The organism is uncultured Roseovarius sp. (assembly GCF_963972555.1).
Taxonomy (GTDB): Bacteria; Pseudomonadota; Alphaproteobacteria; order Rhodobacterales; family Rhodobacteraceae; genus Roseovarius; species Roseovarius mucosus.
In genome coordinates, this window is the sequence record NZ_CAXAUM010000020.1 from 23124 (window position 1) to 38610 (window position 15487).

The 15487-nt window shown below is 63.2% G+C and carries 16 protein-coding genes; 6 read left to right on the forward strand and 10 right to left on the reverse strand.

Going from position 1 to position 15487, the window contains the following annotated elements; genetic code table 11:
* Nucleotides 1–4: 4 nt before the first annotated feature.
* The 8 genes from AACZ65_RS15775 to AACZ65_RS15810 form a co-directional block, all read right to left on the reverse strand.
* Complete coding sequence (locus tag AACZ65_RS15775; RefSeq protein WP_339672430.1) at nucleotides 5–1972, reverse strand: enoyl-CoA hydratase-related protein; 1968 nt, start codon at nucleotides 1970–1972, stop codon at nucleotides 5–7.
* Between the two features lie 86 nt (nucleotides 1973–2058).
* Nucleotides 2059–2268: a hypothetical protein gene (locus AACZ65_RS15780; RefSeq protein WP_037270615.1), complete on the reverse strand. Its 210-nt coding sequence runs from the start codon at nucleotides 2266–2268 to the stop codon at nucleotides 2059–2061.
* Nucleotides 2269–2359: 91 nt separating this feature from the next.
* Nucleotides 2360–2686 carry a TraR/DksA C4-type zinc finger protein gene (locus tag AACZ65_RS15785; RefSeq protein WP_037270617.1) on the reverse strand — a complete coding sequence of 109 codons (327 nt, stop codon included), beginning with the start codon at nucleotides 2684–2686 and terminating at the stop codon, nucleotides 2360–2362.
* Between the two features lie 95 nt (nucleotides 2687–2781).
* The gene (locus AACZ65_RS15790) at nucleotides 2782–3795 is read right to left on the reverse strand and encodes a FliM/FliN family flagellar motor C-terminal domain-containing protein (RefSeq protein WP_339672434.1); all 1014 of its coding nucleotides are present in this window, start codon (nucleotides 3793–3795) and stop codon (nucleotides 2782–2784) included.
* An 80-nt stretch (nucleotides 3796–3875) separates the two neighbouring features.
* Nucleotides 3876–6560, reverse strand: a complete 2685-nt coding sequence (locus AACZ65_RS15795; protein WP_339672436.1) for an ATP-binding protein — start codon at nucleotides 6558–6560, stop codon at nucleotides 3876–3878.
* Nucleotides 6561–6827: a hypothetical protein gene (locus AACZ65_RS15800; RefSeq protein ID WP_037270622.1), complete on the reverse strand. Its 267-nt coding sequence runs from the start codon at nucleotides 6825–6827 to the stop codon at nucleotides 6561–6563.
* Nucleotides 6824–7192 (reverse strand): response regulator, encoded by a 369-nt coding sequence (locus tag AACZ65_RS15805; protein WP_037270623.1) that lies wholly within the window; start codon nucleotides 7190–7192, stop codon nucleotides 6824–6826. The genes AACZ65_RS15800 and AACZ65_RS15805 overlap by 4 nt, the downstream gene beginning before the upstream one ends.
* A gap of 69 nt (nucleotides 7193–7261) precedes the next feature.
* Entirely contained in the window at nucleotides 7262–8572 is a 1311-nt protein-coding gene (locus AACZ65_RS15810; protein ID WP_339672438.1) for a helix-turn-helix domain-containing protein, read from the reverse strand.
* Nucleotides 8573–8897: 325 nt separating this feature from the next.
* Here AACZ65_RS15810 and AACZ65_RS15815 point away from each other — a divergent pair, with 325 nt between their 5' ends.
* The 3 genes from AACZ65_RS15815 to AACZ65_RS15825 all read left to right on the forward strand — a co-directional run bounded on the left by AACZ65_RS15815 (nucleotide 8898) and on the right by AACZ65_RS15825 (nucleotide 11196).
* Nucleotides 8898–9926, forward strand: coding sequence for a DMT family transporter (locus tag AACZ65_RS15815; RefSeq protein ID WP_339672440.1), 1029 nt, complete (start codon nucleotides 8898–8900; stop codon nucleotides 9924–9926).
* Nucleotides 9923–10828, forward strand: coding sequence for a DMT family transporter (locus AACZ65_RS15820; protein WP_339672442.1), 906 nt, complete (start codon nucleotides 9923–9925; stop codon nucleotides 10826–10828). The genes AACZ65_RS15815 and AACZ65_RS15820 overlap by 4 nt, the downstream gene beginning before the upstream one ends.
* A gap of 101 nt (nucleotides 10829–10929) precedes the next feature.
* On the forward strand, nucleotides 10930–11196 hold the full coding sequence (locus AACZ65_RS15825; protein ID WP_037270631.1) for a glycine zipper 2TM domain-containing protein: 267 nt from the start codon (nucleotides 10930–10932) through the stop codon (nucleotides 11194–11196).
* A gap of 31 nt (nucleotides 11197–11227) precedes the next feature.
* Here the strand turns inward: AACZ65_RS15825 and AACZ65_RS15830 are convergent, their stop codons facing one another.
* The gene (locus AACZ65_RS15830; protein ID WP_297543128.1) at nucleotides 11228–12118 is read right to left on the reverse strand and encodes a LysR substrate-binding domain-containing protein; all 891 of its coding nucleotides are present in this window, start codon (nucleotides 12116–12118) and stop codon (nucleotides 11228–11230) included.
* A gap of 356 nt (nucleotides 12119–12474) precedes the next feature.
* On the opposite strand from AACZ65_RS15830, the gene AACZ65_RS15835 reads away from it, so the two are divergent.
* Complete coding sequence (locus AACZ65_RS15835; RefSeq protein WP_339672448.1) at nucleotides 12475–12984, forward strand: hypothetical protein; 510 nt, start codon at nucleotides 12475–12477, stop codon at nucleotides 12982–12984.
* 189 nt (nucleotides 12985–13173) lie between these two features.
* Here the strand turns inward: AACZ65_RS15835 and AACZ65_RS15840 are convergent, their stop codons facing one another.
* Entirely contained in the window at nucleotides 13174–14049 is an 876-nt protein-coding gene (locus AACZ65_RS15840; RefSeq protein WP_339672450.1) for a dioxygenase, read from the reverse strand.
* A gap of 192 nt (nucleotides 14050–14241) precedes the next feature.
* Here AACZ65_RS15840 and AACZ65_RS15845 point away from each other — a divergent pair, with 192 nt between their 5' ends.
* Nucleotides 14242–14622, forward strand: coding sequence for a hypothetical protein (locus AACZ65_RS15845; RefSeq protein WP_339672452.1), 381 nt, complete (start codon nucleotides 14242–14244; stop codon nucleotides 14620–14622).
* The gene (locus tag AACZ65_RS15850) at nucleotides 14619–15476 is read left to right on the forward strand and encodes an alpha/beta hydrolase (RefSeq protein ID WP_339672454.1); all 858 of its coding nucleotides are present in this window, start codon (nucleotides 14619–14621) and stop codon (nucleotides 15474–15476) included. The genes AACZ65_RS15845 and AACZ65_RS15850 overlap by 4 nt, the downstream gene beginning before the upstream one ends.
* The last annotated feature ends 11 nt before the right edge of the window (nucleotides 15477–15487 follow it).

Genomic DNA, 15487 nt, shown 5'->3' on the forward strand with positions numbered 1-15487 from the left:
TGCCTCAGGCGTCGGCCCGCCGACCAAAGAAACCCTCGCCATTCTTGACCATCTCGCGCAGCATTGGCGGCACCTCCCAGAGTGGGCTGCCCAAGGCGGCGAGCGCCTTGAAATCCTGCAAAACCGCGAGCATCCCGCGCTGATCGGCGGCGAAAAGAGGCCCGCCGCGCGCGCGGTCGTAGCCGTATCCACGCACCAACAGCAAATCGAGATCCGACGCGCGCTGTACGGCACCGCGCGCCAATAGCTGCATTGCGGCACCGAGCAGTGCGGCCTGCAAAGCATGTCTTGGTGCCACCGCGCCCAATACCTCAGCCGGATCACGCCCTGGCCCTGCCCAGGTCTTGGGGGCGCGCGGTCCGTCGCTTGGGTGGTCATAAAAGCCGCGCCCGACCGCGCGGCCGACCGCCCCTTTGGCCAGACACTCGGCCAGCGGATCATCCGCGCCGTGGGCAGGGCAACCCAGCCATTCGGCCACTGTTCGTAGCCGTGCTGCCACCACCGGCAGCCCTTCATAATCCATCATCAGGAACGGCCCCGCCCGAAACCCGAGGCGTTGGGCCGCCTGATCCACCCGTTGCGGGGTCATGCCAAGGCGCACCAGTTCCAGCCCAGCCAGACTGAGCGCCCCCATCAGCACATGACCCAGCCCCGGCCCCGATGCAGGCTGCGCCGCGCGCACCGCCGCCACGCCCAGCCCGGTGCAGAGCCGCGCAAGGCTGGCTACCGTCCCGGCATCTGCGGCATGGGACACTGCGAGTTCCGCGAGCCGAAGGGTCTGCGCCGGTCGGTAGAGCCGGAGGCCCAGCTGCGCGCCAGCCAAGCCGCGCCCATCATCGAGCGGCAGGCTGAGCGCTACATTCGCGGCCTCTGAGCCGCGCGTGCAGAGCGCCAGATCAACGGGCGCTGTGCCATTCTGCAACCGCGTCAGATATGCGTCGCGGGTGGCAGCCTCGATCTTGCCTTGTGTGACCAGCCCGTCGAGCGCGCGCGACACGCTGGTGCGCAGGTCAGGGGCATCGCTGCGCACCTCCTTGCCGCCCTCCAGGAGCAGCAGCGCGACATCCCCCAACCGCGCCCCGGCAAGTGCGATTCGGGTCATGTCACGCGTTGGGGATTGCGCGCGTTCGGGCATGCCCGAGGCCCGGCGCTCGGCCGCGTAAATGTGCCGCTGCGCGCGCGCTTCGGGGCTGTGCAACCGGTCGTCGAACAGCGTCGCCTCAAAGGCCAGCCCCTGTGGGAAGGGCAGAAGCTGCGCTGCCTCGACGGCACGCAAGATGTCGGAGGCCGCACCGGTCTGTCCCTTGAGCCGCTCGGCGACGGCGGAGATGGCGCGCTGATAGCCTGCAGGATCGGACAGGCCGCGCGTGGCGTCTTGGCTGCGGCGCCAATGGCCCTGATCCGCCAGCTTGTGGGCAAGATCAACCGCCGCAGGCAACGGATCATCTGTGGTGATCTGGGAAAAGAGGCGACGCAGCCGCGGATCGGTGGCGCGGAGGGTCTGCCCTGTCAACATCACCTCCAGCGCCACCTGTGCCCCCAGAAGGCGCGGCAATCGTTGTGTTACTCCGCCCCCCGGCACCATCCCAAGCGTGATTTCAGGAGAGGCGAGCCGCGCCTCAGCCTGCACAACGCGGGCATGCGATGCGAGGGCCAGCGCCAGACCCGCGCCGAAGGTCGCGCCGTGCAACGCGGTGATCACAGGCTTGGGAAACTCCTCGATCCGCGTGCAGAGCGTGTCAATCCACGGCTCTGCCAGCGGGCCGTCGTATTCCGTGAGATCGACACCAGAGGAAAACCCGGTGCCTGATCCCGCAAGGACCACGGCGCGCACCTCGGCTCCGGTGGCCGTGCGATCCAACGCGGCCGCAAGCTCTGCGCGCAAGTCAGGGGACAGCGCATTGGCCACGGGGCGATCCAGCAGCAGCACCGCCACCCCGTCCCGCAATTCCTGGCGTATCTGCCCCGTCACTCCGTCCCACCCGTAAAACGCTTCTACGCACAAGTTCTACGGGGAATTTCCTCCTGTGCAAGCTTGGGACGGAAAAACTGGTGGTTTCAGACGGGCATGTTGTCGAACTGCGCCTCAATAGCCTCGCACAAGAGCAGCTCGTGCAGGCTCTTGGTTTCGTCCGGAACGGCTATGCCTTCGTCATGCAGCCGCGCAATCATCCGGCGCAATTGCGGCTCCAGCTTGTGGCGGGTGTCGGGATTGGCCTGTCCAATCTGATGCTCAAGGCGGTCAAGCTCGGTGCGCGTATTGATCATGGTGGTCCTCCCTGGTGGCAATGCAACTCTAGCGTGTTTTACGCTGCAATTCGAGGCTTTATCGAGACCCCGTAACAGTTGCGTGACGGGATCAGGAAACCTGTGCGGCACAGGCCCGGCAGAGCGGTGTTTCTGGCAAAACATCCAGACGATCAGCGGCAATCTGTTCTTCGCAACGGGCGCAGGTGCCAAAGGTGCCCTTGCGGATACGGTCAAGTGCTGCGCGGATTCGTGCGACTTCTTCCTGACCGTACTGACCCAGATGCTCGAGCACCTCATCGCCTTCGCGCTCGATCGCGGCGTCGTCCCAATCCTTGGATTTGGTCGAATCGAGCTCATCTTCAATGGCATGCAGACGTTTGTCCAATTCGCCAAGCCGGGCCATAAGCGCCAACCGGTATCGTTCAGTCTCGAGCATCCAAAGCCTCCTTTATTTTAGATATCCTAGCAGACGGCGGTGTTTCGGTCATTGATGCAGGTCAAGAGGGCGCAGATCGGCGTGAAGGTGCCTGATTACATCGGATGATCGGTAAGGTTCTGAGCCTCGATCGGCAAGAGATCAGAGCCGTTTCGGGGGGCGACAGGGGCGGGGTCCGGGACCGGGTCTGGCGGGTCCGGCGGGTCTGGTAAAGGTGAGGCCGCCCCTGAAATCAGGCGCAGCGCGCGCACGCCGTTCATTTGCCCAAGCTCTGCCGTGGCCACCAAATGCCCGCGCGTGCCGACAAGCTGGGTTCCGGTCAGCGCCTCTCGCGGAAGGGGAAGCAGATCGCCGGGTTTCAGCGCCAGAATATCACGCAGGGGCAGGCGTAACCGGGCCATGACAGCGTCAAGCACCACCGGAGCCTTGGACACAACCTGGTCGATATGTGCAGGCGTTTCGATTGCGGCGCTTGCGGTTTTGCCGGGGGTGGCGCGTGCCGGCGGTGCGATCACGGGCAAGAGCAGGTCAAGGCGCCCGGTCTTGGCCCCCGGTCCCAGATCGACCGTGAGGCGCAGCACCTCAAAATCCGGGGCCACCAGCAAGAGCAGCAGACCGCGCAGGTCCTCGACCATATCGCCAAAGGCAAAGTGGCGGGCCGGTGGCGCATCAGGCTCTGCCGTCAACTGGCTGTCAAAATCGGCCAGAACCGCGTCGATCAGGGGCGCGACCATCGCCGCGTCGGTGCGCGTGGCCGCGCGTGATCGTGCCATGCCGGCGCGCACGGCGCCCGTGGTCTGCACCTCGATCAGCCCGGCAAGGAATTGTGAATCAAGACAGAGCGCGCCGCGTGCGCCCCCGGCCCCCTCCAACAACACCAAGAGACCTGCATCGCACAAGCTGTGCCCCACGTCGGCAAGCGGCACGCGTATCTGTTCGACGGTGGCCACCGTCAAGCCAAGGCCAAGAAGGGTATCCGCCGCGCGTGCCAAGGCCAGGCGCAGCGCCTTGACCGGAGTCATATGGCGGCTGTCGGACCCGTCGCGTGCGGTTTGCGCCATCCGCTGAATGACCGAACTGTGATCCTGCGATCCCATACCCTGCGCCATCGCCCCTTTCTGAAGCTGTCGGGGTGACCCTAGGCAGGCTTGGTTACGATTTTCTTTAGGCTGGCTGGAAAACCTCTGGTCTATTGTGCGGCCATGCGCGCGCTCAGCGGTAGGGTCACGCGGAATGCGGCCCCTTTTTGTCCCGGTAGGTAGCTGACCGCGCCGCCCAAACGCGCCATGATCTCGCGGCAGATGGCCAGGCCAAGACCCGCGCCGCCGGCCTTGTGCTGGCCTATGCGCGAGAATTTCTCGAATATGACGGCCTGTTGGGCGGGGGCGATGCCCGATCCGTTGTCGGTAAAGTCAATCACCAGTTCCCCATCGATCACCGCCGTGCGAATCGTCAAAATCGGCGGCTGCCCGTCGCAGTATTTGCGCGCATTGGCGATGAGGTTGATAAAGACCTGCACCAGCCGGTCCAGATCCGTGGTGAGCGCCACCGCTTCGGCTGTACGGTCGCGCATCACCCTAAGTGTGCCACCCTGCACCCCCGCCGCGCGTTCCGCCCGGTCCAAGAGGTCAGCCAGAGATCCGGTTTGCACGTGCAAAACGACCTGCCCGTTTTCCAACACGCTGAGATCCAGCAGATCATCCAAAAGCCGCGTCAGGCGCACCGCCTCGTCATGGATCACCGAGGCGTATTTACTCTGTTCTTCCGGGGTCAGATCGCCCGTGTCGCGCAGGATTTCCGAAAAGGCGCGGATCGAGGTCATCGGCGTGCGCAGCTCATGGCTGATCTGGCTCAGAAACCCGTCCTTTTGCACCGAGAGCTGTGTCAGTTTTTCATTGGCCTGCCGGAGTTGGCGCGCGGTACGGGCCAGTTCCTGCGATTTCGCCTCAAGCTGGCTGGAATATTCCATGATCTGCGCGGTTTCATCTGCAACTGCCATCAGATCTTCGACTGACACTGCGGCACCCCCGACGATCTGGCTGATCATGGCATGCGCCGTCGCGGCCCCGACAGAGCCCGACAACTCGCGCTCCAACTCTTGCAGGAAAGAGGGGCTGGGTTCGGGCAGATAGCCCGCCAGCCCCTGTCGTCTGGCGGCCTCGGCAAAAAGCGCCTGCGCCTCGGTGGCACCCATGATGCGTTGTGCCATGATCAACAGGTCTTCGCTCTGCGCCATGCCGCCGGTCCAGCCGCCGGGCGTGCCGGAATGATCGAAGACATTGACGAATTGCGCCCCTTGCAAGCGTTCCACGGGCTGCGGAAAGCTGAGGAGTGAGCCAAGGACAAAGGCGGATGTGTTGAGCAACAGCGACCAGAGCACCGCATGTACCACCGGATCCATCCCCTCGGTGCCAAAGAGCGCACGGGGCCGCAACCAGTGCAGTCCAAAGAGACCTTCGTCAAAGACCACCTGCGGCAGCACCAAGGAGGGGCCGAAGCTGGGCAGAAAAAGGCAGTAGATCCACACCACCGCCCCGACGATCAGACCCGCCAAGGCCCCGGTGCGTGTGGCCCCGCGCCAGAAAAGGCCGCCCATCAGCGCGGGCATGAATTGCGCCACCCCGGCAAAGGCAATCAGCCCGATTGCCGCAAGAGCCGTGCCGCCCCCCGACAGGCGGAAATAGACATAGCCCAAGAGAACGACACCCGCGATACTCAGCCGGCGCGCCAGCAGGGCCACATGCCGCACATCCCCCGAGACCATCGCCGCCCCGCCTGAAAAATGCAGCCAGAGGGGCATCACGACGTGGTTCGACACCATGGTCGAGAGCGCAATCGCCGCCACGATTACCATTGAGGTGGCGCTGGAAAACCCACCCAGAAAAGACAGGATCGCCAGCCCGTCGCGCCCGTCCATCAAGGGCAGCGTCAGCACGAAGAGATCGGGATTAGCACCCCCCGGCATCAATTCCAGCCCTACCGCCGCGATCGGCACGACAAAGAGGCTCATCAGCATGAGGTAGGTTGGAAACGCCCAGGCAGCGGTGCGCAAATGGTCTTCGTCCTCGTTCTCGACCACCATCACCTGAAACATGCGGGGCAGGCACAGAAATGCCGCCGCCGACAGCATCGTGAGCCCAACCCAGCGACTGCCCGACACCTCGAACCGTGCAATGGCCGAGGCGTCGATCCGGTCGAGCGTTGCCGCCACCCCGCCCGACAGACCCCAGACCACGAATATCCCGACGGCCAAAAGGGCAAAGAGCTTGACCACCGCCTCAAGCGCAATGGCCATGACCACACCATGATGGCGCTCGTTCGCATCCAGATTGCGGGTGCCAAAGAGAATAGTGAAGAGCGCCAGCCCCCCCGCCACCCAGAGGGCGGTGGATTGCATGTCCGGCAATGTCGTGGCTGTGGGGTCCGTTTCTGCAAACGCAGCAAAAGACAGCGTCACCGATTGCAATTGCAGTGCAATATAGGGTGTCGTGCCAATGACCGCCAAAACGGTCACGATCACCGCGAGCAGGTTCGACTTGCCATAGCGCGAAGAAATGAGATCGGCGATCGAGGTGATCCGCTGGCTTCGGCCAACCCGCACCATTTTGCGCAGGGTCCACCACCAGCCAATCATGATCAGCGTCGGACCCAGATAGATGGTGACAAATTCCAGCCCCGAGCGCGCGGCAAAGCCGACCGCGCCATAGAATGTCCAGGCGGTGCAATAGATCGACAGCGACAGGGTGTAGATATAGGGCGAGCGTAGCCAGCTTCCGCGTCCGCGCAGCGCGGCGCGGTCGGCGGCGAAGGCCACGGCGAAGAGAAACACCACGTATAGTATGCAGACAAGGATGAGGACGTTGAGGATCGTCATCTATCGCTCCTGCGGCCCCTTTGAGTCTTCCTCGCTCTCGGTCGGGCGCAGCCGTGCCGAGATCACGCCGGCAATCCCTGCCAGCACGATCCAGAGGCCAAAGATATAGAACATCGCCCGCGTGGTGCGTACGCCGTCTGTCTCCCACAAGAGGGGCACCGCGAACAGGACAGCCCCGGCAACCGGCAGCATCCGCGCTGCATCCGAAAGCCGCCGCATCCGATAGGTGCGCCGCGCCAGAAACAGCGGGCCGCGCTCGGCGCTCATGGCACGACCAGCGCCCGCACCGCGGCCAAGACATCGGCGTTGGAAAAGGGCTTGGTCATGTATTGGCTGGCCCCGGCGCGTTCTGCCATTTCGCGATCCTTGGTCTGGCCACGCGCCGTCAGCATCAGGACTGGCGTGTGGCCATAGACGGCATCGGCGCGGATTTCCTGAAGGATGTCAAAGCCGCTTTTGCCGGGCAGCATCACGTCGAGAATGATGAGGTCGGGGGCGCGGGCGCGCACCGCCTCCATCGCATCATGGCCATTGGCATGGGTCTTTACCTCCCAGCCATCCCGCGAGAGGATAAAACTGACAGCTTCGATGATGTTCGGCTCATCCTCGATCACCAGAACCCTCTTACTCATGCAACCGGCCTCCCCTCCGTTGCGCGCGCGGTCTTTGCCGTGCGTCTGATTCCCTGTTCGCCCATGCGGTCACATCCCTTCTGCGACAATCGACGGCTCGCGTCGTGCGGCGCAATCGGCCAGTGGACATATCCGGCAACTCACCCCAATGGCACGCACCGCGCCGCCCGCCTCGCCGGGATCGGGCAGCATCAGCATCAGCGCCTGCATCAGCGGCGGGCGGTCAAAGCCTGCGGGCCCGGTTTGGGCGGCCACCGCAAAGGCCTCGATCACCTCGGCGCCGCGTCCGGCCTGTCGCAGCCGCAACCGCAGGGGCACCTGTGGCTGGCTCAACACCTGATAGAGGGGCCAGAGCGCGCAGGCCCCGGCCATGCGCGGTGTGGCGAATCCGGCAATCGGCTTGCGAAACGTCAGCGTGCCGGAGGCATCGCAGATCACCAAGCCTATCGGCCCCACTTCGGCCTCGGGCAAGCTGGCCAGACGCCGGAACACCCGCGCCATATCCGCGCCCGTCGCCTCGGCCAGCCGGTCGGGGCGCAGCCCCAGTGTCCTGACCCGTGCCAGAAACGCCCGCAGGGGCAGGGCCGCCGCGTCCTCCATATAGCGCAAGAGCGCCTCGCGCGTTAGGTTCTGGGCCGGGCTGGACATGCCGTCGGTTGCGGCAGTTTCAATCAGGCGAGCCACATCACTTGGCCCCGCCATTTCGCGCTCCAGCTCGGGCAAATGATAGCCGCGCGCCGCCAGATAGGCATGCATCTCATCTTGGGGCGAGGTCAGCTCTGCCTCGGTATTGGGGGCCGCTTCGAGATAGCGCACGAGGGCTTGCGCGCCTTCGGTCAGGCGGGCGCTGTCCTCGTTGATATTGCGGTGAAACCGCGCCTGCCATTCGGGTTCGATTGCCTCGGTTTCCACGAGGATCGACGAGGTGGCGCGAATGGCCGTCACGGCGGAAATCACCTCGTGCAGCGAATCCGCGAGAAAGGGATCATGCGCCAGTCGGTCGGTCAGGGTTTCGATGGTGCGCTCCAGCGCCTGCGTGCGCCGATGCAACTCGCTCAAAAGGCTGGCCCAGCCGGGATAGCGCCCGGCGAATTCCTCGGTCCGGTCAAGCTCGGGCCCATCTGAGCGGGGTTTGCCCGCTGCCTCGCGCAGGCCTGAAATCAACGTGGCCTCGGCCCCTTGGGTCAGTTGTGATGGCTCGACCTTGAGCGCCTCGGCCAGTTTGAGCAGGGTCTTGCCGCCGATCCGGCGATGGTTGTGCTCTATCAGATTGAGGTAAGACGGCGAAATCCCGGCCCGCTGCGCCAGATCGGATTGCCGCATGCCGTTCAGAACCCGCCGCTCGCGTATTCTGGTGCCGATCAAGAGCCGGTCCGGCATCTGGCGTGTCCTTTTCCGGGGGAGGCGAGAGATACGAGAATTTTTTTACAACAGGCGCGCAGGGCTTGTCTATAAGTTTACAAGCGATTTGTTCCATATGATATTTGCTTTGCGCAAGATTGTTTCGCGTTTACCTGCGGACGTTCCGTGCTGCAAGTGATCCCGTTCAACGCCCTGCCGTGCCCCCGTCTCGCGCAGGGCCGGATCGGGTGACGGGTTCCCCTGATTTTCCGCGATCACGTCGCAAAATGGCGCGACAGTCGGTTTCGATCTGCCCAGCGTGAGAGGTAGTGGCCGCGCGCCAACAGCTCAGAAATGGAACCCCATGGCCACGCTATTGGCACAGCCCGCCCCCGCGCCCTCGCGCGCGCTGCAAGGGATACTCTGCGTCGAGATCGCCATGCTGCTCTTTGTCGGTCAGGACGCGATGATGAAGACGCTGTTGACCATCTATCCGGTCTGGCTGCTGATCTTCGTGCGTTCCATCGTGACGGTTCTGGTGATGACGCCGCTGATCCTGTGGCTGGGCAAGCCGCATCGCCTGCTGACGCCGCTCTGGCCGCTGCATCTGATCCGTGCGTTCCTTTTCGCCACAGGTTTTTCGATGTTCTACGCGGCTTTCCCGTTCATGGGATTGGCCGAGGTCAGTACGATCTTTTTCTCGGCGCCGCTCATCACCGCGCTCTTCGCGGCGGTGTTCCTGCGCGAAACGATCGGCTGGCATCGCGGGATCGCCTTGGTGGCGGGGTTTGTGGGCGTGCTCATCGCGATGAACCCGGCGGGCGAGAACTTTTCCCTTGTCGCGGTCTTGCCGCTGCTCTGTGCCGTGACCTATGCGATTTCCCAGATCATCGCCCGTCAGATCGGCGACCGGGAGAGCACGCTGACCGTTGGCCTTTATACCCTGACATTTGCAGGGCTCTTGATCCTGCCGATGGGCTGGCTGGTCAATCAGGTGATCGACATCACCCCGGCGACCTATCACCTGCGTTGGGAATTGCCGCCCAGGGCGCTTGACGACCTGCCGCGTCTTGCGCTCCTGGGGGCCATCGGCATGGCGGCTTATACGCTTGTCTCACGGGCCTATCAGGTGGCCAATGCCAGCCTCGTGGCGCCATTTGACTATACCTATCTGCCCTTCGCGGCCCTGCTGGCCTATGTGCTCTGGGATGAGGTGCCGGCGTTCAATACCCTCGCGGGCATGGTGATGATCACCGCTTCCGGTCTTTACCTCGGGTGGCGGGAACTGCGCGCGTCGCGTCAGAGCGATGCATCGCCGGTCACCGCCGAGGCGATCTTTGCCCCCGGCAGCCCCCTGCCGCCGCAAATCCCCGACGAAGAAAGCAGCCTATGACAACCCTGACGATCCAGCCTGAACGCGATTTGCGCGGCTATTTCTTCGTGTTTCTCGCCGGTCTGGTCTGGTCCACGGTGGGCCTTGGTATCCGTCTTGTGGACGAGGCGCAGGTCTGGCAGATCCTGTTCTATCGCTCGGCCTCGATGACCCTGCTGCTTTATGTGGTGATCCGCCTGCGCACGGGGCAGGATGCGCTGCGCCTCGCGCTGCAAATGGGCTGGCCGGGGGTGATTGGCGGGCTTTCGCTGGTGGCGGCCTATACGGGTGCTATCTTTGCGATCCAGACTACGTCGGTTGCCAATGCGATGATGCTTTTTGCCTGCTCGCCGCTCTTGGCCGCGATCCTCGGACGGGTTGTGCTGCGCGAATATGTCCGGCCGCAAACCTGGGTCGCCATCGTGGTGGCGGGCTGTGGCATTGCGGTGATGGTCTGGGACAAGTTCGGGGGTGCAGCACTTGTGGGCAATCTCGCGGCCATCGGTTCGGCGGTGGGCTTTGCCACCTTCACCATCACCCTGCGGTGGGGCAAGGCGACCGAGATGATGCCCGCGATCTTTCTCTCGGGGCTGTTCGGCATGGGCCTCATGGCGGCGATCTGTTTCTGGCTGGGGTTACCACTTCGGATTTCCAACGCCGACACCGCGCTGTCGCTTGGCATGGGGGTGTTTCAGGTGGGGCTGGGGCTGATCCTCTACACGATCGGTTCTCGCACCGTGCCGGCCGCTGAACTGACGCTCTTGTCGCTGGCCGAGGTGGTGCTGGGGCCGGTCTGGGTCTGGCTGATCCTGGGCGAAACGGCGACGACCAACACCCTCATTGGCGGGACGATCCTCTTGGGGGCGATTGCGGGCAATGCGCTCTCGGGGGCACGGCGCAGACCGCCGCCGCCGATGCTCTGACCGGCAATCCCCTGCCGACAGAGCGTGGCGCAGGAACAAATCCCGTTCCCCCACGTTATCTTGGACAACATGAGCAATCCAAGAAACAGAAGGGAAAGACCATGAACCGCAGTCTCATTCTTGCCAGCGTTACCAGCCTTGCCTTGGCAGGGTGCATGCAGGGCGTCAGCGACCGGGAACTTGTTGGCGGTGCGGCGGGTGCTGCCGGGGGTGCCTTGCTCGCCTCGGCCTTTGATGCCGATTCCGACTGGACGATTGTCTCGGCGCTGGCCGGGGCGGCAGCGGGCACGCTGGTCGCGCGCAACACCGCGCGCAATCAATGCGCCTATGCCAATGGCGACGGCACCTATCGCACCGTGCCGTGCTGACACCCGAGGCGGCGGGCGTCATGCCCGCCGCTCAGAACTGCTTGCGCGCGACCTTTTGCGCAAGCTGCACGAAATTGTGCACATGCACGCCCTGTTCATCCAGCCGGTGATTGACCGACAGGCTGGTGCGGGCAATCTCCGGCTCGATCCGCAGGAATTTCATGCCCTTGCGCGGCGCGGTCGCGACCGACTCGGGCACGATGCACACGCCCTCGCCAATCGCCACAAGGCTGAGCGCGGTTTGCAGATCCATGCACCAGAGGCGCAAGGGCGCGGTAAACCCCGCCGCCTCGACCGCATTGAGCACGAAATCGGCGAAACTGGGCCGCGGATACTCGGGGTAGAGCACAAGGTTGTGCGTCTCGAGCCGTTCGAGCTTGGCCACCGTCCGCCCGCCGGTGTCGACCGTGTCGGGCAGGGCGAGAATCAGCTTTTCCTCCATCAACTCCTTGGTGACGAACTCGGGATCCTTCAACGCGGGCCGGGCAAAGGCCACGTCCAACTCGCGTGAGACAAGGGCGCGGTGCAATTGCGCATTGTTCATCGGGTTGAGGCTCAGATTGACCTCAGGGTAATTGGCACGAAAGGATTTGATGATGGTGGGCAGAATGCCAAAGGTGGCCGAGCCGACAAAGCCGACGCGCAGCCGCCCTTCGGCCCCCTGACCCAGGCGGCGCACCTCGAGCTTTGTGTCGTCCAGCTGCGCCAGGATCGAGCGCCCGCGCTCCAGCAACCGCTCGCCCGCCTGGGTGAGACTGATGGCGCTGCGGCCCCGGTTGAAGAGGATCGCGCCCAACTCCTCTTCGATCTGCTTGATCTGACGACTGAGCGGCGGTTGCGCCATGTCGAGCCGTTCCGCGGCGCGGCCAAAGTGCAATTCCTCCGCCACAGCGATGAAATAGGTCAATTGCTTGAAGTTCATCCCGGCCGTCCTCCCCAAGGAAGACGTTAGGGCAAGCCGGTATTCGGGGAAAGAGTTCTGAATTGCGGCTCGCCTCGTGTATGCGGGGCGTCGGTCCTGCCTTGGCGGACCGGTGTGTCGCTGTGCGGCAGGGGCCGTTTCAAGCCCAAATCACCCTGGCAACATAAAGGATCAGGCTCTTCGGTTCATGGTTTCCAACCTGAACTTCTAGGGTTTCGTCGACCCCTGCTATCCTGGCCAATTCCGCGCTGTCACCTTCTGATAACCTGGGTGCAGGCCATGATCGCCTTGCCAAAATTCGGCCAAACTCGGCGATTAGACAACGTTTGTTCAAACCTGGCAGAAAGAGGCGATCTGTGAACAAGACCGATGCGTTGAAAGTTCTCATGACGGCGCAAAAGGGCTTCATAAACAAAACCGTTGATGAAGTTGGCGTCCCGTTTCTGACAGGCGTTAGCCTTCCGATCAGGTTCTTCGCAGAAGAAATTGATCTTGACCTCGCTGCCGATGCGATTGCCAGGTTCAGCCGCACATCTCCTTCGTCTCGCAATCTCATTCAAGATCACCTGTTCAGGGCAGCACAGCAATCTTTCGAGGACTGTTCCTGCGATTTTGACTCGCCGCAGGACCAACTTGACTGGGAGAGCGAAAGCACAGGTCGGTTCAATGCTGCAAAGGTGCCAACCACGTCCAGCGAAATCTGGTCGCTCGTCAAGTTCAACGCCATTCATATCGCACCGGGCGGCAGTGCAATGCACGGTCAATACGTCCTGAAGGTCAGCGGTGAATGTGCCTGGGACGGAGAGCATGGCGTTGCTGTAACTTTTGCTGGGGATGGCAGACTTGTCGGGGTTGGAGAAGCATAGTTGCGTATTTCGCGCCAACGTTTGATGTGGATGGCTGCTTCTGTCCGCAAGGCTGCCCTTCGCTTCCTTTAGCGCATCACTATGTTTCATGCGGGCGCGCCATTGGCAGCAATCCGGCCTCGCTGGTTGTGAGGCAGAAAAAAGGCCCCCGAATTCGGGGGCCTTCAGGTTGCAGGGAGGGAGGTTGGGTTACTCGGCGGCCACGGCCTGCGCTGCCGCATCCGCCTTGAGCACGAAGTCGAACTCGAAATGCAGGTCGGTGCCAAGCGCCTCGGGCGCCGGTTTGAACGTGCCGATCAGGCTGTCCTTGACGGCAAACACGCTGTCATTGTCCAGCCACTTGCTCTCGCCATCGTAGATCTGGCTGATGAGCGGACGATAGCCCTCTTTCGAGATGATAAAGTGCATGTGGCCGGGGCGGTTGGGGTGGTGGCCCATATAGCGCAGCAATTCGCCCGCAGTTTCGGTGTCGGGGATCGGATAGGGCACCGGGCGCACGGCGACAAAGGCGTAGTGGCCGTTCTCGTCGGTCTCGAAGCGGCCGCGCAGATTGTATTCCGGCTGATCCGGGTCGAGGTTTTCGTAGATGCCATTCGGTGCGTCTTCCCAGACGTCGAGTGTCACACCGGCAATGCCGTTGCCCGCCGCATCGCGGATATAGCCTTCGTAATAGGCGGTTTCCTCGTTGTCGTAATGCTTCTGGATGGTCGAGGCGCCCTTGGGCAGAACGGGCGGGTTCTCGCGATAAAACGGCCCCAGCACGGTCGACTCGCTCTCCGGCCCCTCCACCGGGTTCGACAGCATGTCCACCAGCACTTCGACGCCGATGATATCGGCCAAGAGGATGAACTCCTGGCGGTTCTCATCACAGGTCTGTCCGGCGCGCTTGAGAAACTCGCAGCCCTCGAGGAATTCGCCATGCTGCAGGTTCACATCCTTGCAAAAGGCGTGCAGGTGGCGAATGAGCGCGGTCATGATCTCGCGCTGACGCTCTGTGATGTCACCGTGCTTGCCAAGGCTCGCGATCACCACATCGGTGATGTTTTCCAGATTGACGATTCCCATGGGTTCTCCTCCAAACGGGGTTTCATATGGCGCGGGGCAGGCCGGGGCTCACCCTCTGGTCCTCGTTGTCGATGATGGCGGGCGTCAAACCAATGCCGTGGGCGGTATCGCGTGATACCCCGTCCGGCATGGATCAAACGCCCCCTTAAATGTCACTTCTAGCACATCCGCAGCATCAGGAGGGAGGCAGAGGTGATCGACAGATTTCGCGAGATAGAGGCACGGCTCAAGGATCAGCCGCATCTCTTGCGCCTTGGACGGCTGTTTTCCGAGACAGTGCTGATCGAGATAGAGGGAGAGGAAATCTATCTGACCTTCGACAAGGGGCAGATCACCTCGGTCATGGCCGGTCCAAGCCGCAAGACGCCGTGGCGCTTCGCGCTGCGCACCGATGCCGATGCGCTGGAACAGTTCTGGCAGGCGCGCCCCGCGCCGGGATTTCACGACATTTTCGGGCTGGCCAAGATCAGGCGCGGGCGGATTGACGGCGACATTCTGTGTCTGGTCAAGAATCTGCGCTTCTTCAAAGAGGTCATGGCGCTTGCGCGTTGCAAAGAGGAGGCAACCCTATGAGCATCGAACCCATCACAGGCCGTTACCTGAGCGTCGAGATCGCAGGCGCCCCGCGCCGCATCTATTTCGAGGAGGCGGGGCAGGGGCGGCCGGTGCTCTGCCTGCATACGGCCGGCGCGGACACGCGGCAGTGGCGGCATCTGATGAACGATGCCGAGGTGACGGCACATCACCGCCTGATCGCCTTTGACATGCCCTGGCATGGCAAATCCCTGCCGCCCGAGGGGTTCGAGACCGAAGAATACCTGCTGACCACCGAGGCCTATATCGAGACCGTTCTGGCGGTGGTCGCGGGCCTGGGGCTGGAGCGGCCCATTCTGGCGGGCTGTTCCATGGGCGGGCGCATCGCGCTGCAACTGGCGGCGCTGCACCCCGAGCAGTTCAGCGGCTTTATCGCCATTGAGGCGTCGGATTTTCAACCCGCGTGGTATGACATCGACTGGTTCCACCGCCCCGATGCCCATGGCGGCGAGATGGGCGCGGCGCTCGTGTCGGCCAATATCTCGCCCTATGCGCCGAATGCCGAGCGCTGGAACACGCTCTGGATGTTCATGCAGTCGGGACCGGGCGTGTTTCGCGGCGACCTGAGCTTCTACACCCGCGACGACAGCCTGATCGGGCGGCTGGCGCAGATCGACACCGCGCGGACCCCGGTGCATCTGCTGGTCGGGGCCTATGATCTGACCTGCACGCCCGAGGATGCGAAACGCACGGCAGCGGCCATTCCCGGTGCCACGGTCGCGGTGATGGACGAGTTGGGCCATTTCCCCATGAGCGAACACCCCCAAGGGTTCCGGCCCTTTTTCATGGATGCCCTCGCGCGCATGGCGCGCGCGGCGGCGCAAGCAGCCTGAGAGGAGGGGCT

What these genes read in the sequence shown, in the direction of transcription:
- AACZ65_RS15800 (WP_037270622.1), bottom strand. Translation starts at nt 6,827, where the DNA reads ATGAGCGCCGAGCGCGGCCCGCTGTTTCTGGCGCGGCGCACCTATCGG.
- AACZ65_RS15825 (WP_037270631.1), top strand. Translation starts at nt 10,930, where the DNA reads ATGAACCGCAGTCTCATTCTTGCCAGCGTTACCAGCCTTGCCTTGGCA.
- AACZ65_RS15810 (WP_339672438.1), bottom strand. Translation starts at nt 8,572, where the DNA reads ATGCCGGACCGGCTCTTGATCGGCACCAGAATACGCGAGCGGCGGGTT.
- AACZ65_RS15780 (WP_037270615.1), bottom strand. Translation starts at nt 2,268, where the DNA reads ATGATCAATACGCGCACCGAGCTTGACCGCCTTGAGCATCAGATTGGA.
- AACZ65_RS15815 (WP_339672440.1), top strand. Translation starts at nt 8,898, where the DNA reads ATGGCCACGCTATTGGCACAGCCCGCCCCCGCGCCCTCGCGCGCGCTG.
- AACZ65_RS15830 (WP_297543128.1), bottom strand. Translation starts at nt 12,118, where the DNA reads ATGAACTTCAAGCAATTGACCTATTTCATCGCTGTGGCGGAGGAATTG.
- AACZ65_RS15790 (WP_339672434.1), bottom strand. Translation starts at nt 3,795, where the DNA reads ATGGCGCAGGGTATGGGATCGCAGGATCACAGTTCGGTCATTCAGCGG.
- AACZ65_RS15840 (WP_339672450.1), bottom strand. Translation starts at nt 14,049, where the DNA reads ATGGGAATCGTCAATCTGGAAAACATCACCGATGTGGTGATCGCGAGC.
- AACZ65_RS15785 (WP_037270617.1), bottom strand. Translation starts at nt 2,686, where the DNA reads ATGCTCGAGACTGAACGATACCGGTTGGCGCTTATGGCCCGGCTTGGC.
- AACZ65_RS15805 (WP_037270623.1), bottom strand. Translation starts at nt 7,192, where the DNA reads ATGAGTAAGAGGGTTCTGGTGATCGAGGATGAGCCGAACATCATCGAA.
- AACZ65_RS15850 (WP_339672454.1), top strand. Translation starts at nt 14,619, where the DNA reads ATGAGCATCGAACCCATCACAGGCCGTTACCTGAGCGTCGAGATCGCA.
- AACZ65_RS15795 (WP_339672436.1), bottom strand. Translation starts at nt 6,560, where the DNA reads ATGACGATCCTCAACGTCCTCATCCTTGTCTGCATACTATACGTGGTG.
- AACZ65_RS15820 (WP_339672442.1), top strand. Translation starts at nt 9,923, where the DNA reads ATGACAACCCTGACGATCCAGCCTGAACGCGATTTGCGCGGCTATTTC.